Here is a 22,939-nt window from a genome sequence, read left to right as displayed (position 1 = left end):
ACCGGCGATCACAGCTTCTCGGGAACGATGACGCCCACCTGCTTCCACTCGTCGCGGGTCTTGCACACGCGCGAGGTCAGCCGCGAGCCGGTCTGTTCGGTCTTGTAGCAATAACGGGTGCTGGCGTTGCGAACCGGCACAGACTGATCGTTCGCAGCAGTCGCGGGCTCGGTCGTCGGCACCGGCTTGGGCGCGGCATGGGCCGGAGCGACGGCGAAGAGGCTGGCGATGACGGCGGTGGCGATGGTCTTCATGGCGGGTCTCCCTGCCCCGTTGATCGGGGACGCAGGACACTTTGCACCCATCGTGCCAACTCGAAATTTGGCTGTTTTCCGCCGTTTCTTGATCGTGACACGTGTATTACACGAGCAAACCACGCCAATATCCGGCGTGGTTCGCCGAAAACCGGTCAGAAGAGCAAGGCGCCGCCCAGCGCGATCCGTGCGTCGGGTGCATCATGATTGAGGCCGGCGACCGCCAGGATGTCCAGCTGCGTGCGTTTGGTCAGCTTCCACCCCACCGACGCGGCCGCGAGCGTCCGCACGACGTGCTGCGCCGGGTCCTGATCGCGCTCGACCGACAATTCGGCATTGGCGGTGACGCTGTCGGTCAGCGCGTAACCGACCCCGAAGACGCCGGTCGCATCGAAATGCCGCCCGCGCCCGTCCTCATCCACCGCCGCGGCCAATTGGCCGGTGAAGTCGATGCTCCACTTCTTGTTGATACGCCAGAAGACCGGCAACACCGTGCCCGCGGACCAGTCGCCCTCGCCGATCCCGCTTCGCCCGACCGGCAGCGTGACATAAGGCTGCACCGCCGCCGACAGCTTCTTGCCATCCGGATGGCTCAACGCACGACGCCACCCCAGCGTCACGTCGCCCGCCCCGGTCTGCCGCATGACCTCTCCGGTGGCCTTGTCGCGTGACCGGAGCGTGCCGAGCGGCGTCCATGCGACCTGCGCCTCGCTGTTGCGCGTCAGCCCGATCCGCGCCGTCACCTCGCTGCGGATCAGGTCCTCGCGCGTCTCGCCATCGTCATCGCGCTGCCAGTCGACGCCCGACAGTTCGACCTGAACCTGTCCGGGCAAGGTCGTGCACCCGCTCGCCCCGAGTGAGGGTCGATTGGGGCAAAATCGCACATTCGGCGCGTCCTGCGCCGCAGCAGGGGCATAAATCGTGGCCAACAGCGCCACCGCGCCCCATTTTAGCGTCACCGCAGCCGCACCCAGGTCGGCGCATGATCGCTGGCCTTCTCACGCCCGCGATACGCCTTGTCGACGCCGGCCTCCACCAGCCGGTCGGCGACTGACGGGCTCAACAGCAGATGATCGATGCGGAAGCCCGCGTCGCGCTGCCACGCACCTTTTTGATAATCCCAGAAAGTCCAGACACCGCCCTTGGGATGGCGGGTCCGCAGCGCGTCGGTCCAGCCCTTCGCCAGCAACGCGCGATAGCCATGCCGGCTCTCGGGCTGCATCAACGCGTCCGACGCCATCGCCTTGACCGAAAACGTATCGTCGTCGTTGGGGATGACGTTGTAATCGCCCGCCAAAATGACCGGTACTTCCTCGGCGAGCAACGCGCGCGCGCGTTCCTGCAACCGCCCGATCCACCGCACCTTATAGTCGAACTTCGGCCCCGGCACCGGATTTCCATTGGGCAAATAGATAGATGCGACCACCAAGCCGAACACGGAACATTCCAGATAGCGGCTATGCTCGTCCTCCGGCTCGCCCGCCAGCCCGCGTTGCCGCTCGACCGGATCCAGCCCGCGCGCGAGCACCGCGACGCCGTTGAACCCCTTTTGTCCATGCCAGACAGCACCATAGCCCGCCGCACGGATATCGGCTTCGGGAAAGGTATCGTCGCTCGACTTCAGCTCCTGGAGGCAGACCACATCGGGCTGCTCCTCGGCGAGATATTCGAGCAGACGCGGAAGCCGCGCCTTGATGCCGTTGACGTTGTAGGTGACGATCTTCACGCGCGCCGGTCTAACCCTCGTCCGCGCGCTTGTCTAACTACACGGAAAAGCTGGTTCCGCATCCGCAGCCGCTGGCGGCATTGGGGTTCTCGACCTTGAACGACGCCCCGCCCAGCGATTCGACGTAATCGACGCTCGCCCCGCGCACGAGGTCGAGGCTCATGTCATCGACGACCAGCCGTACGCCGTCCGTTTCGGTGACGAGGTCGGCGGGCTCGGGCGCATCAGCGAAGCCGAAGCGATACTGGAACCCCGAACACCCTCCGCCTTCGACCGAAAGCCGCAGGATCGCGGGCTTGTTCTGCCGAGCGGCGATCGCGGCAACGCGCGCCGCAGCGGCAGGGGTCAGGACGATATCGGGTGCGAGCGTGGCCATGTCGCCAAGATAGGCGCGATCGCCTCAATCGGAAAGAGCATCCCTTCTTTGTCATCCCGGACTTGATCCGGGGGTCCCGCTTCTTCGCTCGGTCAGCGGAGCAAAGAGGGGCCCCGCATCAGGTCCGAGGCGACGGTATGAGGGAGTGTGAGGGAGTCGCCCCGCCTCAGTCCTGCGGCGCCGGCCCGGTGGTCGATACCGGGATCTGCCCGACGGCGCGATCCTGCGCGGCCATCAGGTAATCGGCGGTGGTCAGGAACGGCACCGGGTTCACCGCGTGACCGTCGATCCGCACCTCATAATGAAGGTGCGGCCCGGTCGAGCGACCGGTCGAGCCCATCAGCGCGATCAGCTGCCCACGCTTCACGCGCGTGTTGTCGGCAACGATGATTTTGGAAAGATGGCCGTATCGCGTCGCGATGCCCTTGCCATGGTTAATCTCGACCATGTTGCCATAGCCGCCCTGCCGGCCGGCGTGGCTGATGATACCGTCGGCGGTCGCATAGATCGGCGTGCCGGTCGGGCCGGGAATGTCGACCCCGGCGTGCATCGCGGCGGTGCCGCGGAACGGGTCGGACCGGATGCCGAAATTGCTGGTGAACTGCAGCTTCTGCACCGGCTGCACCGACGGGATCGCGATCACGCCCTGCTCGAGCCGGTCCAGCTTCTTCCAGGTCATGAACAGCGAACGGAACTGCTGGTCGGCGGCGAGATCGGCGCGTGCCTCGGTGCTGGTCGCCTCGACCAGCGGCCCCCCCATCGCCGAACCGGCCTTGGCGACGCGGCTCGGCGCGATGCCGCGCTGGCGAAGCTGCTGCGCGGTGGCGGCATAGCGATCGAGCAGCTGCTGCTCGGCGACCTGCGCCAGCGCCACCTGCCGGCGCTCGACCTTCAGGAACGGGCGGATCGTGTCGGCGGCGACGCGCGTTGCCTGCGGATCGACCGCGAGCGTCGCCAGCGCCATCCGCCGCGCATCGCCCTGTCCGGTCAGCGCCGCGGTCAGCAGTTCCTGCCGCTGCTCGATCCGCGCGGCATGTTGCTGGGCGGCGGTGCGGATCGTCGCGACACGCGCCTGCATCCGCTCGACCTTATGCTCCATCGCCTGCATCCGCTGCGCCTGCGCTGCGGCAGCGGGCGTTAGCCCCGCGGCTTCGGCGACCTGCGTCGATGCCTGAAGTGCGCCATAACCGGCGAACCCAAGGAGAAGTGCAGCGCCCCCGCGCAGCAGCGCCGGTCGTCCGGCGATCACGGCGTTCAGGCGAGCAAGCGGCCGCCCGGCCGGCAGAGAAGCGGTGTCGGTCATCGAACCCCAGATCAAGACTGCGACCGGTGCGACACGCCCCGGTCTTCCCCTTTTTCCGTGTCCGCCCGCGATAGAACCGCCGCAACGAACGCAAAGGTTTGTGCCCGGCGAAAGGTTAAACACGCAAGAGCGTCGGCCGCCCTGCGCGCTCAAGTGCCGGAGTCATGCGCCGAGCCGTTGTAAGAAGCGGCAGTTTGCCTGACTTACCGACTCTTTGCCGCGTCCAGTACCGCGGCCGCATGACCCGGCACTTTCACTTTACGCCACGCCTGCACCAGTTGCGCATCGCGATCGAACAGGAACGTCGCGCGCTCGATCCCCATATAGGTCTTGCCGTAAAGCTGCTTCTCGCCCCACACGCCGAACGCCTCGGTCACGCTCCCGTCGAGATCGCTGGCGAGCGGGACGGTCAACGCATGTTTGTCGCGGAACTTCACGTGCTTCGCGACGGTATCGCACGACATGCCGAGCACCGTCACGCCCGCAGCGGCGAAGTCGTCGGCAAGGGAAGAGAAATCCTGCGCCTCGCGCGTGCAGCCCGGCGTATCGTCCTTGGGATAGAAATAGACGACCAACGGACGCGGCAGATCGTGCAGCCGCAACGGCGCGCCATCCGCGCCGGTCGCGGTCACGTCCGGGAGGGTGTCCATGCGATGCTCTCCTGCCAGCTTGCCGCGACGCTCTCGCGCACCGTCGCCAACGTGGCAAGCACCGTCTCCCAATCGGGCAGCATCACCGCCCGCGCGATCAGCGCGCGCGTTGCCGCGGCGGCGGGTTCCTGTGCATCGGGGGCGATCAGCCGGACCGTGACGAGCAAGCGCCCGAGCAGATCATAAGCGGCGCGCAGCTCGGGCGCGAACGCCCCGGTGGCGATCAGCGCGTCGATCGCCGTGCCGAGTTCGGGCGTAAAGGCAACGCGGCGCGTCAGTTGCGCGACATGCACCGCGAATTCCAGGTCGACCAGCCCACCGGGCAACAGCTTGGCGTCGAGCGGCCCTCGCGGCGGCTTGTGCTGCGCCATCTCCGCTCGCATCGTCGCGGCGTCGGCGGCGATATCGTGTGCCGCGCGATCGCCCCCCAGTACCTGCGCGACGATCCCCTCGACCTCGGCCCGCGCCGCCGCGCTGCCATAGATCGCACGGGCGCGGGTCAGCGCCATATGCTCCCACGTCCACGCTTCCTCACGCTGGTATCGGGCAAAGGAGTCGACGCTCACCACCAGCGGCCCCTGCGCGCCCGACGGACGCAACCGCGTATCGACTTGGTAGAGCGGCCCCGCGGCGGTCGGCACCGACAGCGCCGCGGTGACGCGCTGCGCCAGCCGGGTGAAGTACAACGTCGCGCCGAGCGGCTTTGGCCCGTTCGAGTCAGCCGTGAAGTCGCCGGTGAACAGATAGATCAGGTCGAGGTCCGAGGCGTGGGTCAGCGCCGCGCCCCCCAGCCGCCCGAGCGCGAGGATCACCAGTTCGCCGCCCGGTACCCGACCATGCGCCTCCTCGAACGCCGCGACCGTCGCGTCGGTAAGCACCGCGACCGCCGCCTCGGCGACGCGCGCATAGCCCGCCGCGACCTCCAGCGGGTCGGCGCGTCCCGCGACGATCTGCGCCCCTAACGCGAATTGCCGGTCACCGACGGCGCGCCGCACATGATCGAGCACCGCCTGATAATCAGCTCCCTGCTCCGTCGCCTGCATCTGCGCGATCAGCGCGGACACGTCGCCGACCGGATCGAAGGCGCTCGCGTCGATCAACCCGTCAAACAGATCGGGCCGCCGCGCCAGCGCCTCGGCGAGCGTCGGGGCATGGCTGAGGATTTCGCCGAGCAGCGTCGCCAGCGCCGGCCGGGCTTCGAGCAAACGAAAGATGTTGATTGCGCTCGGCAATCGCTCCAGCAACCGGTCGAGGCGGTTAAGCGCGGTCAAGGGCACCGGCGATTGCGCCAGCGCTTCGACCAGACCGGGCAACACCGCCTCCAGCGCGCTTTGTGCCGCGCCGCTGCGCAGCGCCGGGTAGCGCGCCTCGCGCCATGCGACGATCCGCCGCGCCGCATCGTCGGTTTCGGCGAAGCCGGCCTCGGCAAGATAGTCGGTCAGCCGCGCCGTATCGTGCGGGACCGCCGCGACCGGCGTGGGCGCAAGCCGATCGAAGGTCGCCGCGACGCGTTCGACATGCGGTCGCAGCAGATCGAGCAACGCCGCGCCGTCCGCCAGCCCGTGCAGCCGCGCGACCCGATCCAGCCCCTCACCGGTCGGCAGAGCATGAGTCTGTCGATCGTCGATCATCTGCACGCGATGCTCGATCGTGCGCAGCAACGTATAGGCCTCCGACAGGGCATGCGCGTCCGCCGCATCGATCCGCGCGGCTGCCGCGAGCGCGGCCAGCGCATCGCGCGTCGCCGGCGCACGCAGCGCCGGGTCGCGGCCGCCGTGGATCAACTGGTGGATCTGCGCAAAGAACTCGATCTCGCGGATCCCGCCGCGCCCGCGCTTCAGGTCATAGCCCGGGCCGAACGCCTGTCCCTGCGCATGATGGTCGCGGATGCGCCGCGTGATGTCGAGGATCTCGCCGACCGCGCCGAAGTCGAGGCTGCGACGCCAAATGAACGGGCGGATCGTGTCGAGGAACCGCCGCCCCAGCTCGCGGTCGCCCGCTGCCACCCGCGCCCGGATGAACGCGGCACGCTCCCATGGCAACGCCTGCGATTCGTAATAGGCGATCGCCGCGTCGATCGGGATGACGATCGGGGTCGCCTCGGGCGATGGCCGCAGCCGCAAATCGACCCGCAGGACATAGCCGTCCGCGTCGCGCGCCTGCAAAAGCTCCAGCACGCGCCGCCCGATCCGCACCGCGGCATCGGCGACATCCTCGCGCGCGCGATGCGGCAAAGTGCGAGGATCGTAGATCAGGATCGGATCGATATCTGACGAATAATTGAGTTCGCGGCTTCCCTGCTTGCCAAGCGCGATCGCGACGAAGCCGCGCGGCGTTGCATCGGGCGTCCGCTCGCCGATCGCAGCGGCAATCGCCTGATCGAGCGCCGCATCCGCAAAGTCGGTCAGCGCCGCGGTGACCCCGGTCAGGTCGAGCGTCCCCGCCAGATCGCCTTCGGCAACCCGCAACGCCACCTGCCGCCGCTCCAGACGCAGCCGCTTGCCCACCGGCAAATCGCCCGCCGCAAGCGCTGCGGCGGTCACCGCTTCGCGCGCGATCAACCCGTCCAGAAATGGCGCAAAGCGCGCGGCTCGCGTCCGTGCCTCGGCGACAGCATCTGTCATATGCCCGCAACCTTACCGCAAAACCGACGTTGCGACACCATGGTTCACGAAGCCTCTTCGACCGGCATCCCGCCGCACGGCGCCTATGTGGTGCGCGAACCGCACGCCGCGGACGCGCTCGCGACGCCCCTGCGCGCGGCATTCCGCCGGGAGACGAAGCTCCCCGGCGAGATCGAAGCGTGCCTCGATCAACTGCGGCGCGTCCGCTTCCGCGGCTGATCCGCTCTCCTTCGCTGCGCTCGCAATGACGAAGGCGGCCTAAGCGTCGCGATCGCGGCTCAGTTCATCGACCTCGCTCATGATCGAATCGAGCGTCGACCGCTCGCTGTCGACCTCGTGATCGCGCCGCGACGACAGCGTGCTGCCCGCCATCAGCGCCTCGAGCGCAACGCGACCGCGCGCGACGCGGCTCTTGATCGTCCCGACCGCAACACCGCAGATCTCCGCGGCTTCTTCATAAGCGAACCCGCCCGCGCCGACCAGGATCAGCGCCTCGCGCTGCGGTTGCGGCAAATGCAGCAACGCGCGCTGCATATCCGCCAGCTCGACGTGTTTGTCCTGACTGGCCGGCGCGGCAAGGACCCGATCGGCCACCAGATCGTCCCATTCGCCCTTGAAGCGCGCGCGACGCATCTGGCTCAGGAACAGATTGCGCAGGATGATGAAGGTCCACGCACGCATGTTCGTTCCGGCCTGGAAGCGCTTGCGTGCCGCCCAAGCCTTCAGCAACGTCTCCTGGACGAGATCGTCGGCGAGATCGCGATTGCCCGACAGCGACCGCCCGAAGGCGCGCAGGTGCGGGATGACCAGCGCCAGCTGCTTCTTGAACTCCGGATCGGAGAGCGCGACGTGCTCGACCGGTGCCGTCTCCGGCGCGTCGTTTGCGAGCGAATTGGATTGGGTCATGCCGCTCCGTTGTGCTGGATCGGCGCCGATCTGGCGTCCGTCCGAGCCGTCAAGATAGGTAGCGTCTGGCTGGTTGGCCAGTGCGCGGATCAACATCTGCGCGTCAGGACAGAAGGATAGCGGCGAAGATCGCGATGACCAGCAGCAGCGACGCCGCAAGGATGTACCGCGTCATGCCGGGGGTGCTTCCCGCGCGTGCCTCGTCGGTGTCGAGGTGAATGCGTTCGTTTTCGTCTGCCATAGGCGATGTAACCCCCTTAAACCGTTTTGGGTCCGTATCGAGCACGGACCCGCCACTTGGTGCGCGATCGTCAGGCAGCGCCGACGTTTACGCCGGAACCGTGCTCTCGTCGAAGAACAGCGCCTGGCTGATCGCGGCCTTCACCGTCGAGCGTTGGAACGGCTTGGTGATGAGGAAAGTCGGCTCGGGCCGCTCGCCGGTCAGCAACCGCTCCGGGAAGGCGGTAATGAAGATCACCGGCACGTTGAATTCGGCGAGGATGTCCTTGACCGCATCGATCCCCGAACTGTCGTCGGCGAGCTGGATGTCGGCAAGCACCAGGCCCGGGCGATCCTCCATCGCCAGCGCCACCGCCTCGTCACGCGTCACCGCCACGCCGGTCACTTCATGACCGAGATCGCGAACGATCGATTCGATGTCCATCGCGATGATCGGCTCGTCCTCGATGATGAGCACGCGCGCGCGGGTCTGCTTCTCGATTTCGGCCAGCGCTTCGGCGACCAGCGCGTCGACCTCGGCAGGCTCGACCTCGATCAGATAGGCGGCGTCTTCCGGCGTGAACCCCTCCATCGCGGTCAGCAGCAACGCCTGCCGCGACAGCGGCGTCATCCGCGACAGGCGCGCACGGGCCACGGCCTCCTGATCTTCGGCCGGCGTTTCGTCGGCGGTCTCGTCGAAGTTCGCCGAATTCCAGATCGCCTGGAACGTCCGGTACAGCCCCAGCCGCGGATCGACGTCGCGCGGAAATTCTTCGGGCGCGGCCACGATCGCTTCCAGCGTGGCGCGCACGTACCGGTCACCCTGCGCCTGGCTGCCCGTCAGCGCACGGCCATAGCGGCGCAGGAACGGAAGATGCGGCGCGAGTTGTTGTCCGAGCGACATGTGTAGTAAACCCTCCCTGCGGCGCGGCCCAGGCCGCCGCCGCCGATACCCAACTTTACGTGGACGCCACAACAGGTCGCAGATGATACCCCCCGACCGGCGAATTTCGTCGCACCCCCGTGGAACCAACGACGCCGCTTTTGGTTTCATCGGCCATACGTGCATTACGCGCTTGTCCGGTTGGGGCGTTCGTCCGACGAGCGTCCTGCGGTGCTGTGTTGGCCCGTCTGGGGTACCGATGGTCGGACTGTCTTAGGGGGTTTACGTTGACGTCGGATAGGGAAGCGCGGGAAACGCCGAAAAAAGGCACTGCGGCACAATCGAAGAACCGCGACATGGGCTCGGCATTGCGCTCCGTCTATCAAAAGACCGTGGAGGAAGCGGTGCCCGACGATCTGCTCTCGCTGCTCGGCAAGCTAGACTGAGGCGACGTGGCGACCACTCCCGCGGCTGACGCCCCCCGGCCCGCCGCGGGGCGTCTCGATATGATTTCGCGCTGGCCGACCGGGGCCAAACTGTTCCTGATTCTCAGCGTCGCGCTGCTGCCGCTGGCGTTGATCGCGATCTTCGCGACGCTGCGCGTGACCCAGATCGCCGATACCGAATTGCGCTCGCACCTGCGGGTGGCGGCATCGGAGGCGAGCCGGGCGATCGCGATCGAGCTGGTTGGCGACATGACCGCATTGCGCGTCGCGGTCGACGCATTGACCGCCGATCGCGGCGATGCGCCCAGCTGCGCACGCGCGCAGGGCGTGTTCGCGCAACAATCCGCGGCCGGTACCAGCTTCGTCATTCTCGATCGCCGTGGGCGCGCGATCTGCGGCGAGCCGTTTCCCGGCGCGGCCGCTTTCGCCCGTCAGTCCCCGACCGACGCGGTCAGCGCGCGGATCGTCGAGAAGCGTGGCGTGATGCTCCGCTTTGCCGGACGCAGCGACGGGCTTACCGCTGCCGCCTATTTCCCCGCACCCTTCCTTGCGCAGATCAGCCGGCCCAGTGGGTTCGCCCCCGATTATGGCCTGTCGCTGGCGCTCGGCGACGAACGGCTCGAACTCGACCCGCTCACCCGCGAGAGCGCGCTGGAGCGACGCGAGACGATCCGCAGCGATCTCGGTGTCGCCGGGCTGGCGCTGGAAATGCAGGTCCGGAGCGCGCCGATCGGATCACCCTTGCTGATCGCGCTGACCCTGCCGCTGCTGATGTGGGCGGCGGCGGCGGCGATCAGCTGGTTCGTGGTCGATCGCCTCTTGATCGCGCCATTACGCGCCTTGCGCGGCAGCATCGCCGCCTATGCGCCGGGCGACCACCCCGATCCGGCAATGCTGCGCGCGCTGCCGGCGCAGGAAATCCGCGACCTGGGCGACACGTTCCGCGCGCTCAGCCGGACGGTCGCGATTCACGAGGCTGGGTTGGCCGACGGGTTGATGCGGCAAACCAAGCTGACCCGCGAGGTGCATCACCGGGTCAAGAACAACCTGCAGGTGATCTCCAGCCTCATCAACTTTCACGCCCGCGGCGCGCGCAGCGTCGAGGCGACGCAGGCCTATGCCTCGATCCAGCGGCGGGTCGATGCGCTCGCGGTTGTCCATCGCTATCATTACGCCGAAATGGAAGAGAATCGCGGCGTTGGCTTGCGGGCGGTGCTCGGCGAGCTGGCCTCCAGCATCCGCGCGACCGCACCCGAGGGCACCCGCGTCGGAATCGTGCTCGACATCGATCCGTATTTCGTGACGCAGGACGTCGCAGTCGCGGTCGCGTTTCTGGTGACCGAACTGGTCGAGTTGGCGATGACCTGCGTCAGCGAGACGCAGGTGCGGATCACGCTCAAGCCGCTCGACGATCCACAACGCGCGCTGCTGCGGCTCTCGTCGCGCGCACTGGTCGATACCGATCACCTGCGCGAGGGGCTGCAGCATCGCTACGGCCGCGTGATCGAGGGGCTGACGCGGCAGCTGCGCTCGACGCTACAGCACGACCCGCTCACCGGCGCCTACGACATCGCGATCGCGGTCGTCGGTCGGGAATGACGTTGTAAAATAATTCTGCGATTGCAGCGACGGCGCGGAACCCGGCTCGCCCGGCGTCGTTCTCACCTTCGGATAGCGACTATACGCCCCCCCGCTTTCGCTATCCAAGACATGGGCCCGAAAGCATCCACCCTCCCCCCCCCCGGTGATGCTTTCGGGCCTTAATCGTTTCCGCCCCTACATCCGATCGTCACCCTTGTGGAACGAAGCTTCCTGACGCGCATTGTCGGCTGTGAATTTAGGGAGACCGTTCAATGCGTAAGGTTCTGACTGTCGCGGTACTCGCGGGCGCGGTGCTGGTGTCGGCATGCAACACCGTAAGCGGCGTCGGCAAGGACGTCTCATCGGCAGGTGATGCCGTGGCTGGCGCGGCGGACAAGCATAAGTAACCTCCCGCACACCAACAAAATTGGGGCGGTCCGTCAGTGACGGACCGCCCCTTCTGTTTGACCGCTTCCGATAGCAGGTCGAATCGACCTGCCCCACGATGCAGCGTCGCACCTTGGCGGTGCCGCAGCACTATTCAGCGCTGGCAGTAGCAACCTCGTCGCGTGCACGCTTTCGCTCGGTGAACCAGATTCCGATGATCGCGGCTTCGTAGAGGATCACCAGCGGAATGGCGAGCAGTAGCTGCGATCCGACATCTGGCGGCGTCAGCACCGCGGCGATCGCAAACGCCCCGACGATCGCATAGCGCCGCGCGCCGATCAGTTGCTTGCGCGTCACGATGCCCGCGCGCTCAAGGAGCATCAGCAGCACCGGCAGCAGGAACGCCGCACCAAATCCGAACAGGAACTGCATGATGAAGCTCAGATAATAGCCCATCGCCGGCAACGCCTGCTGATGCACCCCGCCCACGGTTCCGGAGAAACCGAGCAAGAAGTGCAGCGCCATCGGAATGGCAACATAATAGGCCATTGATGCGCCGAGCAGGAACAGCAGCGGCGTGGCGAGCAGGAAAGGCAACAGCGCGCGTCGCTCTTTGCGATAGAGCCCCGGCGCGACGAATTGCCACAATTGCATCGCGATGATCGGGAAGGAGATCATCATCGCGGCGAAGAACGCGACCTTCACCTGAACGAAGAATGCCTCGAAGAGCTGCGTGTAGATGAGCGTCTTCTGACCGGCGCTGAGCAGCGGCTGGACGAGGAACGCGAAGATGTCCTCCGCGAAATACCAGCAGACGAAGAACGACAGCAGGACCGCGACGATGCAATACAGCAACCGCCGGCGCAGTTCGAGCAGATGATCGAGCAGCGGCGCGCGCGAGTCTTCCAGTTCGTCGACGATCTCGGTCACGATGCAGCCTTGTCCTGGATCACACGACCATCGGTGCCCTGATGATCGTCCGCGCGATGCTCCGCCTCGAACTGACCTGCGGCGGGCGGTGCCGCCGGTGGGACAGGCTCGGGCACGACGTGCGGTTTTTCGACCATCACCGGCTGTTGAGCATCACCGCCGTCCGGCAATGCGTCGACACTCGATGCGTGGTCGGGCAACGCCGGCGAAGCGGGAGGCGTCGGGACGAACGGATGCTCACGCATGATCCGCTCGTTCTCCGCCTTCCACTTCTTTTCCATCTCTTCCAGCTCGGCCTCGCGCACCATCTCGTCGAAGCCGGCGCGAAACTGGCGCCCGACGGCGCGGGCGCGACCGACCCAATAGCCGAGCACGCGCATCGCCTTGGGCAGGTCCTTGGGGCCGATCACCACCAGCGCCACGAGCGCCACCAGCAGGAATTCAGACGAATCGATGCCGAACATCAGGCGCGCCGGTTTCTTGAGTGCAACGGATCAGCGACGTTCCTCACGCACGGGTTCGGCATCGCGCTCGAAGGCGGGCTCGGCATGGCTCTTCGCCTCGATACGCGGCTTGGGACGCGCATCGTCCTCGTCCTCCTCGGCCATGCCCTTCTTGAAGTTCTTCACGCCCTTGGCGACGTCGCCCATCAAGTTCGAAAACCGCCCGCCGCCCAGCAGCAGGATCGCGACAACCGCGAGGATGAGGATATGCGGAAGGCTGAAACTGCCCATGACGAAATCTCCTAACGTAAAACGGTATCTAGTCTTCCTCGGCGGCGTTTTCCACCGCGAGTTGATCGAACGCCAGATCGACCGGGTCAAGCAGCCCCGCCGCGCGCAGATCGTCGACGCCGGGGAGATCGCGACGGCTCTTGAGCCCGAAATGTGACAGGAATTCGGGGGTCGTCACGAACATCAGCGGACGGCCCGGCACGTCGCGTCGTCCCGCGGGGCGGATCCATCCCGCCTCCATGAGCACGTCGAGCGTCCCGCGCGCGGTCTGGACGCCGCGGATCGCTTCGATCTCGGCGCGCGTGACCGGCTCGTGATAGGCGATGATCGCCAGTGTCTCGATCCCGGCGCGGCTCAGTCGCCGGATCTCGTCGCGCCCACGGCGCAGCAGATGCGCCAGATCGGCGGCGGTTTGAAAATGCCAGCGCCCGCCGCGCTCGACCAGTTCAAAGCCACGCCCACGATACTGCACCGTCAAACGGTCGAGCGCCCCGGCGACATCGCCGTCCCCGGCATGTGCGCGGATGGCGTCGCGGGTCAGCGGCTCGGTCGCCGCAAACAATATCGCCTCGACGGCGCGATCATAGGCGTCACTCACAACGCCGGACGCCGCAGATACAATGGAGCAAATGGGGCTTCCTGACGAAGTTCCGCCCTTCCCTGCCGTGCGAGTTCGAGCGCCGCAAGAAAACTCGACGCCAGCGCCGACCGGCGCATTCGCGCATTGCTCGGCTCGGGCATGAAGCGCTCGATCTCGCACCAGTCGATCGCCGTGCCGAGCAGCCCCGCCAGCCGCGCCAGCGCCGCCTCCAGCGTCACCACTTCGCGATCGCGGACGACGTGCAACGCCGGGCGCGTCCGCGCCCGCACCCTTCCATAAGCGGCCAGCAGGTCGTAATATTCGACCGACCAAAAGGCTTTGCGGACGACGTGCAAGCCCTCGGGCGCACCGCGCCGGAAGACGTCTCGATCGAGGCGGTCACGCGCCATCAGCCGTGCGCCGGCGTCGCGCATGGCGTCGAGCCGTTCCAGCCGCAATTGCAGCCGCAGCGCGAGTTCCTCCACGTCGGGCTCGACTTCCGGGTCGCGCGGCAGGAGCAACGTCGACTTGAGATACGCCAGCCATGCCGCCATCACGAGGTAATCGGCGGCGAGTTCGAGCTGAAGGACGCGCGCCCGCTCGACATAGCCGAGATATTGCTCGACCAGCCGCAGGATCGAAATGTCCCGCAAATCAACCTTTTGCGCCCGCGCGAGCGAGAGCAGCAGGTCGAGTGGCCCTTCGAACCCGTCGAGATCGAGCATCAATTGTTCGGGGGCCGCGTCGCTCATGCCGCCCGGAGATCAGTCACTTCGGCCACGCGTGCCAGACTGGCATAAGCCGGCGCGCGCGGCCAGAGGGGGCGTTCAGCGGCGGTCGCGCGGGCGGAATGCCCCGTCGGGGCGCGGCGTCCGATAGCCTTCGGCACGGTTCTGGCGTCGCAAGTCCCGGTAATCGCGGCGAACATCATTGCGATATTCCCGGCGCGCCTCACGTCGCTCCTGCCGGAACTGGTCGCGGGTTATGCGGCCATCGCGATAGGCTTGCCGGTCGGCACGGATGTCGCCGCGATAATCGCGTCGTTCACGGCGCACGTCGCGGCCAAAATCACGCCAGTTGGCGCGCACGTCGCGGTCGCCATAGCCGGAGCGGCGTTGCGCCCAGTAGCGTTGCTGGCGCTCGTTCCACGGGTAAGCGCGCCGATAGCGATCGTAGACGTAGCCGCCGGTGCCCGGATAATAATAATTGTCGTACCAGCCGTAATAGCCGGTGCCATAACCGCCGGCATAATAAGCGTCATCATAATAACCGGAGCCGAGCCCGACACCGGAATAGCCGTATCCGTCGGTGCAGGCGGCAGTCGATAGCGACAGACCGCCCAGCAATCCGATCAGCAGCACACGGGGCGCAAACATCGCGGAGTCTCCTCACATGGAGCAAGCGGCAGAACGCGCCGCCAATACGGACCAGCGACCCTCCAGCCTGCGTGGTTCCGGACCGGACTCAGTGACCCGGAAACGACACTAGCGCCGACGCGGCGACACCGTCCGCGCGGAGCAGGTCAGCGCCACCGAGATCGGGCAGGTCGACCACGAATTGCGCCTGCGCCACCGACGCGCCGGCCTTACGCAACAGCCGCACCGCGGCTCGCGCCGTCCCGCCGGTCGCGATCAGATCGTCGACGAGCAGGACCCGGGCGCCCGGCGCACAAGCGTCGGCGTGGATCGCGATCCGATCGGTGCCATATTCGAGCGCATAATCCTCGGCGATCGTGGCACCGGGCAGCTTGCCGTCCTTGCGGATCAGCAGCACGCCGGCCCGCAACGGGATCGCCAGCGCGGCGGCGAAGAGGAAGCCGCGCGCCTCGACGCCCGCGACGAGGTCGATCGGTCCATCGACGGCCGCCGCCATCCGCTCGACGCAAGTCGCAAGCCCGTGGGAGGACAGCAACAGCGTGGTGATGTCGCGGAACTGGATGCCCGGCCTGGGAAAGTCGGGGATGGTGCGGATCAGCGCCTTGAGGTCGTCGTTCATGCGCCCCCGCCTACACGAAAACGGCGACCGGGGGAGAGCCCCGGCCGCCGTCGTTCTGGAGTTGTAGCCTCATGCCCTTCGAGACGCCGCCTCGAGTGCGCTCGACGACTCCTCAGGGCGAACGGAGGAACGATCGGGCCGTCCGCTCAATGCTTCACGTTGCGCCACACGTTCTGATAGGCACCCCAGGTCAGATAGACGAAGATCAGCAGGAAGATCACCACCGCGACACCCGCCGCATGGCGCGCCTCGAGATTGGGCTCGGCGGTCCAGGTCAGGAACGCCGCGACGTCGCGCGCCATCTGGTCCTTGGTCGCCTTGGTGCCGTCCGAATAGGTCACCTGCCCGTCGGAGGTGATCGGCGGCGGCATCGCGATGTTGAGGTTCGCGAAATACGGGTTGTAGTGCAGCCCTTCCGGCGTCTTGGCGTCGGGGAACTCGCGCAGCAGCTCGGCCGGCTGGTCGCGATAGCCGGTCAGCAGCGCATGGACGTAGTTCGAGCCGTCCTCGCGCGCCTTGGTCATCAGCGACAGGTCGGGCGGCAGCGCATTGTTGTTCGCCGCGCGGGCCGCGACCTCGTTGGCGAACGGCGACGGGAAGTGATCCGACGGCAGGTTCTTGCGCGTCGCCGCCTCACCGGTCTCCGGATTGACGCTCGGCTGCTCGATCACCCACTGGTTGGCGATCGCCTTCACCTCGGCCTCCGAATAGCCGATCTTCTGCAGGTCGCGGAACGACACATACTTCAGCGAGTGGCAGGCGGCGCAGACTTCCTTGTAGACCTGGAAGCCGCGCTGGACCTGCGCCCGGTCGAACTTCCCGAACAGCCCTGCCGAGGACAAATGGATGTTTTCGGGATGTTCGTGGAACGCATGTTCCGCGGTGTGCGGTGCCGGGTTCTGGATCGCGTCCTTCGCGGTGAAGAAGAGCGCCAGCGCCAGCACGAAGACGAACCCCGCGCCGACCAGCAGTGAAATGAGACGAACCATCTTCTGTCGAATCCCCTCTTCGTCTCTGTCTCAGCTCGCCATCGCGGTTTGCGCGGGGCTGGTGCCGCCGTGCTTCGCCAACACCGCCTCGGTGATCGAGTTGGGCAGCGGGCGCGGACGCTCGGCCGCCGACACCAGCGGCAGGATGATGAGGAAGTGCGCGAAATAATAACCCGCCGCGATCTGGCCCATCATCACGTTGCGCGCAGTCGCCTCCGCGCCGCCGACATAGCCGAGCACCAGCACGTCGAACAGCAGCACCAGCAGGAACCAGCGGTAGGTCGGCCGGTAATTCGCCGAGCGCACCGGCGAGGCATCCAGCCACGGCAGGAAGAACAGCAACAGGATCGAGCCGAACATCGCCAGCACGCCCCACAGCTTCGCCGGCAGGATGAAATCCGCGGTGAAGCTCTTCAGGATCGCGTAGAACGGCAGGAAGTACCATTCCGGCACGATGTGCGCCGGGGTCGAGAGCGGGTTCGCCTCGATGTAATTGTCCGGGTGACCCAGCAGGTTCGGCGAGAAGAACACGAACAGCGCGAAGATCAGGAAGAACACGCCAACGCCGACGCCGTCCTTCGCGGTGTAATAGGGGTGGAACGGCACCGTGTCCTGCTCACCCTTCACGTCGACGCCGGTCGGGTTGTTCGACCCCGGGATGTGCAGCGCCCAGATGTGCAGGATGATGACGCCCGCAATCACGAACGGCAGCAGATAGTGGAGCGAGAAGAAGCGGTTGAGCGCGGCGTTATCGGGCGCGAACCCGCCGAGCAGCCACACGCGGATCGTCTCGCCGACCAGCGGGATCGCCGAGAAGAAGCCGGTAATGACCTGCGCGCCCCAGAAGCTCATCTGCCCCCACGGGAGCACATAGCCCATGAACGCGGTCGCCATCATCAGCAGGAAGATCACCACGCCGAGCAGCCACACCATCTCGCGCGGCGCCTTGTACGACCCGTAATAGAGCCCGCGGCCGATATGGATATAGACCACGGCGAGGAACATCGATGCCCCGTTGGCGTGCGCATAGCGCAGGAACCAGCCGGCGTTGACGTCGCGCATGATGCTCTCGACCGAGCCGAACGCCACGCCGCCATTGGCGGCATAATGCATCGCCAGCACGACGCCGGTGACGATCTGGATGACCAAAGCCGCGCCCGCGAGCACGCCGAAGTTCCAGAAATAGTTCAGGTTGCGCGGCACCGGATAGCCCGCGCCGATCGCGTTATAGACGAGGCGCGGCAGCGGCAGCTTCTCGTCCATCCAGCGCATCAGCGGCGCCTTCGGCTCGTAATGCTTGGCCCAGGGAAAGCTCATATCGGTATCTCCCCTCAGCCGACCGTGACGACGGTGTCGGAATTGAACGTATAGTCGGGCACGTGCAGGTTCTGCGGTGCCGGCCCCTGCCGGATGCGCCCGGCGGTGTCATAGGCCGAGCCGTGGCACGGGCAGAAATAGCCGCCGAACGGCCCCTTGTTCTCGCCCTCGCCAGCGCCCAGCGGCACGCAGCCGAGGTGCGTGCAGACGCCGAGCGTGATCAGCCAGTTCTTCTTGCCCGCCTTGGTCCGCTCTTCCAGCGTCTGCGGATCGCGCAGCGAGGAGACGTCGACCGCATCGGCCTCGCCGATTTCCTTCGGCGTCAGGTTGCGGACGAACAGCGGCTGCTTGCGGAAGCTCGCCTTGATCGCCTGTCCCGGCGCGATCTTGGAAATGTCGATCTCGGTGGTCGACAGCGCCAGCACGTCGGCCGACGGGTTCATCTGGTTGATCAGCGGCAGGACGATCGCGACCGCACCGACACCCGCGAACGACACCGCGGCGATGTTGATGAAATCGCGACGGCGCGGATCGTGCGTCCCTTCATGATAGGGCGCGGGATCTTCGCCGAGGGGGATTTCCTGCTCTGCCATCGCCATTCGCGTCACACCTCTGCCCGTTCCTCTGTCCGGCTGGAGGCTGATGCCGCGTGCGACACTGTTGCTCCCCGCCGGTGGCCTGCCCGTCCCCACGGCGACCTTTGCGGCCTGATAGCCGTGCCCCCGCCGCTTTGCCAACAGCATTTTGCGCGGCTACGAGATGCAGTCATGCGGATCGCGCTCTTCCAGCCGGACATTGCGGGCAACGTCGGCACCCTGTTGCGGCTGGGGGCCTGCCTTGGCGTCGGGGTCGATCTGATCGAGCCGATGGGTTTCCCGTGGAGCGGCCGTGCCTTGGCGCGGGCGGGCATGGACTATGCGGGGATGGTTGAGGTCCGGCGCCACGTCGATTGGCAAGCCTTCCTCGCCACCAGCCGCGGGCGAATCGTGCTGGCGACCACCGCCGGTGCGTTGCCGCTGCCCGACGCACGGTTCGAACCTGACGACATCCTGTTGCTGGGAAGCGAGAGCGCCGGCGTCCCCCCGGCGGTCCACGACCAGGCCGACCTGCGCGTGCGCGTGCCCATGCGCGCCGGGCTGCGCTCGCTCAACGTCGCGGTGACGGGGGCGATCCTGCTGGGCGAGGCGCTGCGTCAGACGGCGGGTTGGCCGAAGACGTAGCGCGCGCCACCGCGCCGAGCACATGCGCGAGCAGGCCCGCGCTGTCGTGGTGCAGATTGTGTCCACCCGGCATCGCGATGATCCTGGCACCCGGCACGCGCAGCTTCGGACAGAGGCTGTCGTCCTCTTCGTCGCCATAGATGCAGGTCAGCGGCGCCCAGGTCAGCGTGTTGCCCGTCTCCACCCCGAAACTGTCGGGCCTGCCGCGGTAGACCCAGCCGGTCGGATCGGCGCGGAAGAACACCGTCTCGCCCGGCAGGATCAGCACGATGCCCGCGACGTGGCGGCGCAGGTCGGCGGGGAGGTGCGCCAGCCCGGTCTGGACGATGTCCGCGCCATAGGATTGGCCCATCACCACCACCCGCTGCTGCCCGGTGCGCGCCAGCGCGGTGCGCACCGCGTCGGCGACGAAGGCGTCCACCTCGGCGGGGGTACGGCGGAAGCGGAACACGACCGGGGACGAAACCCCGAGCGTCGTCACGCGATGTTCGGTCAGCCCGCGCGAGGTCGAGGCACCGAGCAGGAAGCGCAGTCCCATATCGCCGGACACGTTGACGACCGCGATCGGCCGCGCGGGCGGCTGCGCCGGATAGAGGTGATAGGGATCGCGATCGAAATAGCCGCCTGCCGCCACCAGCGCGCAGACGAAGGCGGAGCTGACCGCGGTCACCCGCACCCCGCGCCAGAAGGATTTGGCGTTCATGCACGCCATCTGCCACCGCCGTCGCGCCTTGGCCAGCACGCGACGACACGCTACGGCACGGCCATGATGACGCTGGATACCGAACAGGCCGCGGCGCGCGCCTGGTTCGAGGAGTTGCGCGACCGCATCTGCGCGGAGTTCGAGACGATCGAGCGCGAGGCCGGATCGGATGCCGGGTTCGACTATACACCTTGGGACCGCCACGATCCTGGCGGCCTGCCCGGCGGCGGCGGGGTGCGCGGGGTGATGAAGGGTCGCGTGTTCGAGAAGGTCGGGGTCAACGTGTCGACGGTCGGCGGCACGTTCGAGGGCGAGTTCGGCAAGACCATCCATGGCGCCGGCGACGATCCGCGCTTCTTCGCGACCGGGATCAGCCTCGTCGCGCATATGGCCAACCCGCACGTGCCCGCGGTGCATATGAACACGCGGTTTCTCGTGACCACCAGGCGATGGTTCGGGGGCGGCGCGGACCTCAACCCGCCGCTGCCGATCGCCGAGGATACCGAGGATTTCCACGCCACGCTGGCGCGCGCCTGCGACGCGCACGATCCCGAGCATTATCCGCGGTTCAAGAAGTGGGCCGACGACTATTTCTACATCCCGCATCGTCAGGTGCATCGCGGCGTCGGCGGTATCTTCTACGATCATCTCGAGGGCGATTTCGCGCGCAATTTCGCGTTCACGCAGGATGTCGGGCGCGCGTTCCTAGATGCCTATCCCCGGATCGTGCGGCGGCGGATGGATATGCCGTTCAGCGAAGCGGATATCGCCGAGCAACGCGCATGGCGCGGGCGCTATGCCGAATTCAACCTCGTCTACGATCGCGGCACGCTGTTCGGATTGAAGACCGGCGGCAACATCGACGCGATCCTGATGAGCCTGCCGCCGCTCGCGACCTGGGCGTGACGGTGGCGGGCCTGACCACGCTCCGCGACGATCAGGTCGCCGCGATCGTGACCACATTGGAGATGCGCGAACGGCCGCGTCCGAAACCGCTGCCCGACGCCACGTTGCGGCTGGTCCGCTGGGAGCGGCCGTCGCCCGACAAGTACCGGGCGCTATTCCGCCGGGTCGGCGCGCACTGGTTGTGGTTCTCCCGGCTGGTCATGGACGACGCCGCACTCACCGCGATCGTCCATGATCCGGCGGTCGAGGTCTATGCCGCGATCGACCGCGCCGGAATCGAGGTCGGGATGCTTGAGCTGGATTTCCGCCACGATGCGGCGTGCGAGATCGGCTATTTCGCGCTCGTCCCCGAACTGGCGGGGCGTGGGCTGGGGCGCTGGCTGATGGCGCAGGCGCTCGCACTGGGGTGGCGCGTCGGGATCGAGCGGGTATGGCTGCACACCTGCACGCTCGACCATCCGCGCGCGCTGGGCTTCTACCGCGCGCAGGGGTTCGTCGCGACGAAGCGGACGGTGGAGACGTTCACCGATCCGCGCGTGCTCGGCGTGCTCCCCGCCGACGTCGCGCCTCAGGTGCCCTTGCTGGCGCGGATCCGATAGGCGACGACGCCGAGCAACAGCGTCGCGGTGGCATAGGCCGCGCCGACACCTGCGATCAGCGCATCGACCAGCGCGAGCGCCAGCGGATTGCCCGCGCTGCCGCGCAACGATTCATCGGCGAGCAGCAACGGCGATACCGTCAGCCAGTGCGCGAGGAACAGCGCGACCAGCGCGCCGGTCAGCGCGCGATCGAGCCCCTTGGTCATCTTCCAGCTGAGCCGCAGCGACGCGAGCGGCCTGAGCGCCGGATGTCGCGCCATTGCGGGGATCGCGACGATCAGGCGGGCTTGCAGGTACAATCCCGGCAGCACCAGCATCCACAGCCCCAGCGCGATCGGCACCGCCATCGCGACGGTGGCGATCGTGAACGCCACCAGCCGGACGATCGCCTGCCCCAGCGACTGTCCGATCGTCAGCCGATCCGGCTCGAGCAGGAACAGCGCGATCGCGGCCAGGCCGAACGTACCGACCAGCTCAGCCAGCAGGACCCAGATGGCGTTCCCTTGCCCCCACAAGGCGACGTTGTTGATCCATGCCTGCATCGCCGCCTCGTCGCGGGCGCCCGCGGGCAGTGGCGGGGCCGGGTCGCAGAGCAGCAGCGCCGCGAAGGCGGGCAGGAAGACGAACGCGCCGATGATCGGCAGCATCAACGTCGCGTCGCGCCGGAACAGCCGCCACACGACCGACAGCAATCCTGCGAAACCGATCGTCATGCGAGCGGCGCCATCCGCTGCTCGCGCTCGACCGCGGCGACATAGAAGCGCGCGTAGAACACGCTCTGCACCATCGTCGCCCCTGCCGAGATCAACGCGCGCACCACGGCGACCACGAACGCCACGCTGCCGGGCGCATCGCTTCCCAGCACCAGCCGCGCGATCACGCCGACCACCGACGTGGCGGCGAGCATCGCGACCGTGGTGAGGATGAAATACAGGATGAGCACGCCGATCAGCTTGAGCGTCGACCCCTTGGTCAGGTCGAGGCTGCGGCGCAGCGCGCTGAAGCCGAGGCGTTCGTTGACCACGATTCCAAAAAGCGGCACGATCCGCGCGCTGAGCCACAGCCCCAAAACGATCGCCAGCAGCACCGACAGCCCCGCCCCGATCACATAGCCCGGCGCGGCGTGCGACATATCGGGTGCTCCGCCCATCCCCATCGTAGCACCCGAGATCGCCACCAGCGCGCCGGCGGGGACGAACAACGCGACGGCCGCGAGCACCAACGCGACCAGCACGCCCAGTGCGGGTAGCAGGCGTTGTCCGCCGATTTGCAAGGCCCGTGCGCGATCCACCGCCGGGTCGCTCGCCACGGCGGTCATCGCCAGCACGCCGAGGATCAGCAGCACCAGCACCGCCAGCCGGATCAGCGGCACGACGATCGCCGAGGGCCCGGCCAGAGGGACGATCGTCCCCAGCGCGCCGGAGACGATGCCCGGAAAAAGCAGCGTCATCGCCGCGATGCTCGTCAGGATCGCCGTCCGCCCCCGAAGGACGTCGACCGTCCGGTCCCACACGTCGCCGATCCTGACCATCGTCACCCCATGCCGCCCGTGATTGCCTCTTCCCGGGGCCTAGGGACAGTTATGTCGCGCGGCAATGGGCGTCGTCGGTC

30 protein-coding genes are annotated in these 22,939 nt (G+C 67.1%); 7 read left to right on the top strand and 23 right to left on the bottom strand.

Annotation, left to right across the window (positions count from 1 at the left end; genetic code table 11):
* Positions 1-8 precede the first annotated feature (8 nt).
* From PGN12_06720 to PGN12_06690, 7 genes are all read right to left on the bottom strand, one after another.
* Positions 9-254, bottom strand: a complete 246-nt coding sequence (locus tag PGN12_06720) for a hypothetical protein (protein MEH3103583.1) — start codon at positions 252-254, stop codon at positions 9-11.
* 155 nt (positions 255-409) lie between these two features.
* Positions 410-1,138: a transporter gene (locus PGN12_06715; protein MEH3103582.1), complete on the bottom strand. Its 729-nt coding sequence runs from the start codon at positions 1,136-1,138 to the stop codon at positions 410-412.
* Between the two features lie 71 nt (positions 1,139-1,209).
* Complete coding sequence (gene xth / locus PGN12_06710; GenBank protein ID MEH3103581.1) at positions 1,210-1,980, bottom strand: exodeoxyribonuclease III; 771 nt, start codon at positions 1,978-1,980, stop codon at positions 1,210-1,212.
* Between the two features lie 37 nt (positions 1,981-2,017).
* A complete protein-coding gene (gene erpA, locus PGN12_06705) occupies positions 2,018-2,356 on the bottom strand; it encodes an iron-sulfur cluster insertion protein ErpA (GenBank protein MEH3103580.1) in 339 nt (112 codons plus the stop codon).
* Positions 2,357-2,522: 166 nt separating this feature from the next.
* Positions 2,523-3,659 carry a M23 family metallopeptidase gene (locus PGN12_06700; GenBank protein MEH3103579.1) on the bottom strand — a complete coding sequence of 379 codons (1,137 nt, stop codon included), beginning with the start codon at positions 3,657-3,659 and terminating at the stop codon, positions 2,523-2,525.
* A gap of 203 nt (positions 3,660-3,862) precedes the next feature.
* Complete coding sequence (locus tag PGN12_06695) at positions 3,863-4,309, bottom strand: peroxiredoxin (GenBank protein MEH3103578.1); 447 nt, start codon at positions 4,307-4,309, stop codon at positions 3,863-3,865.
* On the bottom strand, positions 4,288-6,933 hold the full coding sequence (locus tag PGN12_06690; protein ID MEH3103577.1) for a bifunctional [glutamine synthetase] adenylyltransferase/[glutamine synthetase]-adenylyl-L-tyrosine phosphorylase: 2,646 nt from the start codon (positions 6,931-6,933) through the stop codon (positions 4,288-4,290). The genes PGN12_06695 and PGN12_06690 overlap by 22 nt, the downstream gene beginning before the upstream one ends.
* 39 nt (positions 6,934-6,972) lie before the next feature.
* Here PGN12_06690 and PGN12_06685 point away from each other — a divergent pair, with 39 nt between their 5' ends.
* Positions 6,973-7,152: a hypothetical protein gene (locus PGN12_06685; protein ID MEH3103576.1), complete on the top strand. Its 180-nt coding sequence runs from the start codon at positions 6,973-6,975 to the stop codon at positions 7,150-7,152.
* A 39-nt stretch (positions 7,153-7,191) separates the two neighbouring features.
* Here PGN12_06685 and PGN12_06680 read toward each other — a convergent pair whose 3' ends face one another.
* From PGN12_06680 to PGN12_06670, 3 genes are all read right to left on the bottom strand, one after another.
* Positions 7,192-7,839, bottom strand: coding sequence for a sigma-70 family RNA polymerase sigma factor (locus PGN12_06680; protein ID MEH3103575.1), 648 nt, complete (start codon positions 7,837-7,839; stop codon positions 7,192-7,194).
* 103 nt (positions 7,840-7,942) lie between these two features.
* Positions 7,943-8,080, bottom strand: coding sequence for a hypothetical protein (locus PGN12_06675; GenBank protein ID MEH3103574.1), 138 nt, complete (start codon positions 8,078-8,080; stop codon positions 7,943-7,945).
* An 87-nt stretch (positions 8,081-8,167) separates the two neighbouring features.
* Positions 8,168-8,962 carry a response regulator gene (locus tag PGN12_06670; GenBank protein MEH3103573.1) on the bottom strand — a complete coding sequence of 265 codons (795 nt, stop codon included), beginning with the start codon at positions 8,960-8,962 and terminating at the stop codon, positions 8,168-8,170.
* A gap of 266 nt (positions 8,963-9,228) precedes the next feature.
* Here PGN12_06670 and PGN12_06665 point away from each other — a divergent pair, with 266 nt between their 5' ends.
* From PGN12_06665 to PGN12_06655, 3 genes are all read left to right on the top strand, one after another.
* On the top strand, positions 9,229-9,387 hold the full coding sequence (locus PGN12_06665; protein ID MEH3103572.1) for a NepR family anti-sigma factor: 159 nt from the start codon (positions 9,229-9,231) through the stop codon (positions 9,385-9,387).
* Between the two features lie 60 nt (positions 9,388-9,447).
* Positions 9,448-10,986 (top strand): sensor histidine kinase, encoded by a 1,539-nt coding sequence (locus tag PGN12_06660; GenBank protein MEH3103571.1) that lies wholly within the window; start codon positions 9,448-9,450, stop codon positions 10,984-10,986.
* Positions 10,987-11,240: 254 nt separating this feature from the next.
* Positions 11,241-11,375: an entericidin A/B family lipoprotein gene (locus PGN12_06655; GenBank protein MEH3103570.1), complete on the top strand. Its 135-nt coding sequence runs from the start codon at positions 11,241-11,243 to the stop codon at positions 11,373-11,375.
* A gap of 130 nt (positions 11,376-11,505) precedes the next feature.
* Here PGN12_06655 and tatC read toward each other — a convergent pair whose 3' ends face one another.
* The 10 genes from tatC to petA form a co-directional block, all read right to left on the bottom strand.
* Positions 11,506-12,285 (bottom strand): twin-arginine translocase subunit TatC, encoded by a 780-nt coding sequence (tatC, locus tag PGN12_06650; GenBank protein MEH3103569.1) that lies wholly within the window; start codon positions 12,283-12,285, stop codon positions 11,506-11,508.
* Positions 12,282-12,749 carry a Sec-independent protein translocase protein TatB gene (gene tatB, locus PGN12_06645; protein MEH3103568.1) on the bottom strand — a complete coding sequence of 156 codons (468 nt, stop codon included), beginning with the start codon at positions 12,747-12,749 and terminating at the stop codon, positions 12,282-12,284. The genes tatC and tatB overlap by 4 nt, the downstream gene beginning before the upstream one ends.
* 30 nt (positions 12,750-12,779) lie before the next feature.
* Positions 12,780-13,019, bottom strand: a complete 240-nt coding sequence (locus PGN12_06640) for a twin-arginine translocase TatA/TatE family subunit (GenBank protein ID MEH3103567.1) — start codon at positions 13,017-13,019, stop codon at positions 12,780-12,782.
* A gap of 28 nt (positions 13,020-13,047) precedes the next feature.
* On the bottom strand, positions 13,048-13,617 hold the full coding sequence (scpB, locus tag PGN12_06635) for an SMC-Scp complex subunit ScpB (protein MEH3103566.1): 570 nt from the start codon (positions 13,615-13,617) through the stop codon (positions 13,048-13,050).
* Positions 13,614-14,351, bottom strand: coding sequence for a ScpA family protein (locus PGN12_06630; protein MEH3103565.1), 738 nt, complete (start codon positions 14,349-14,351; stop codon positions 13,614-13,616). The genes scpB and PGN12_06630 overlap by 4 nt, the downstream gene beginning before the upstream one ends.
* Before the next feature lie 75 nt (positions 14,352-14,426).
* Complete coding sequence (locus PGN12_06625) at positions 14,427-14,975, bottom strand: hypothetical protein (GenBank protein ID MEH3103564.1); 549 nt, start codon at positions 14,973-14,975, stop codon at positions 14,427-14,429.
* 88 nt (positions 14,976-15,063) lie between these two features.
* The gene (locus PGN12_06620; protein MEH3103563.1) at positions 15,064-15,594 is read right to left on the bottom strand and encodes an adenine phosphoribosyltransferase; all 531 of its coding nucleotides are present in this window, start codon (positions 15,592-15,594) and stop codon (positions 15,064-15,066) included.
* Between the two features lie 146 nt (positions 15,595-15,740).
* The gene (locus PGN12_06615; protein MEH3103562.1) at positions 15,741-16,583 is read right to left on the bottom strand and encodes a cytochrome c1; all 843 of its coding nucleotides are present in this window, start codon (positions 16,581-16,583) and stop codon (positions 15,741-15,743) included.
* 30 nt (positions 16,584-16,613) lie between these two features.
* Positions 16,614-17,900, bottom strand: a complete 1,287-nt coding sequence (locus PGN12_06610; GenBank protein MEH3103561.1) for a cytochrome b N-terminal domain-containing protein — start codon at positions 17,898-17,900, stop codon at positions 16,614-16,616.
* A 14-nt stretch (positions 17,901-17,914) separates the two neighbouring features.
* The gene (petA, locus tag PGN12_06605) at positions 17,915-18,499 is read right to left on the bottom strand and encodes a ubiquinol-cytochrome c reductase iron-sulfur subunit (GenBank protein MEH3103560.1); all 585 of its coding nucleotides are present in this window, start codon (positions 18,497-18,499) and stop codon (positions 17,915-17,917) included.
* Between the two features lie 168 nt (positions 18,500-18,667).
* Here petA and PGN12_06600 point away from each other — a divergent pair, with 168 nt between their 5' ends.
* Positions 18,668-19,120, top strand: coding sequence for a tRNA (cytidine(34)-2'-O)-methyltransferase (locus PGN12_06600; GenBank protein ID MEH3103559.1), 453 nt, complete (start codon positions 18,668-18,670; stop codon positions 19,118-19,120).
* Here the strand turns inward: PGN12_06600 and PGN12_06595 are convergent.
* Positions 19,047-19,823: a hypothetical protein gene (locus tag PGN12_06595; protein ID MEH3103558.1), complete on the bottom strand. Its 777-nt coding sequence runs from the start codon at positions 19,821-19,823 to the stop codon at positions 19,047-19,049. The two genes, PGN12_06600 and PGN12_06595, sit on opposite strands and share 74 nt — an antisense overlap.
* 63 nt (positions 19,824-19,886) lie before the next feature.
* Here PGN12_06595 and hemF point away from each other — a divergent pair, with 63 nt between their 5' ends.
* Positions 19,887-20,729 carry an oxygen-dependent coproporphyrinogen oxidase gene (hemF, locus tag PGN12_06590; protein MEH3103557.1) on the top strand — a complete coding sequence of 281 codons (843 nt, stop codon included), beginning with the start codon at positions 19,887-19,889 and terminating at the stop codon, positions 20,727-20,729.
* Between the two features lie 62 nt (positions 20,730-20,791).
* Positions 20,792-21,328 (top strand): GNAT family N-acetyltransferase, encoded by a 537-nt coding sequence (locus PGN12_06585; protein ID MEH3103556.1) that lies wholly within the window; start codon positions 20,792-20,794, stop codon positions 21,326-21,328.
* On the opposite strand, the gene PGN12_06580 is transcribed toward PGN12_06585, so the two are convergent.
* Both PGN12_06580 and PGN12_06575 read right to left on the bottom strand, forming a co-directional pair.
* Positions 21,298-22,041, bottom strand: a complete 744-nt coding sequence (locus tag PGN12_06580; protein ID MEH3103555.1) for a hypothetical protein — start codon at positions 22,039-22,041, stop codon at positions 21,298-21,300. The genes PGN12_06585 and PGN12_06580 overlap by 31 nt on opposite strands.
* Positions 22,038-22,859, bottom strand: a complete 822-nt coding sequence (locus PGN12_06575; protein MEH3103554.1) for a hypothetical protein — start codon at positions 22,857-22,859, stop codon at positions 22,038-22,040. Before PGN12_06575 ends, PGN12_06580 begins: the two co-directional genes overlap by 4 nt.
* Positions 22,860-22,939: the final 80 nt, after the last annotated feature.

This window comes from Sphingomonas phyllosphaerae (assembly GCA_036946405.1).
Classification (GTDB): domain Bacteria; phylum Pseudomonadota; class Alphaproteobacteria; order Sphingomonadales; family Sphingomonadaceae; genus Sphingomonas; species Sphingomonas phyllosphaerae_D.
The sequence above is the reverse complement of the archived record's forward strand: the minus strand, read 5'-3'. Positions and strand labels throughout refer to the sequence as shown.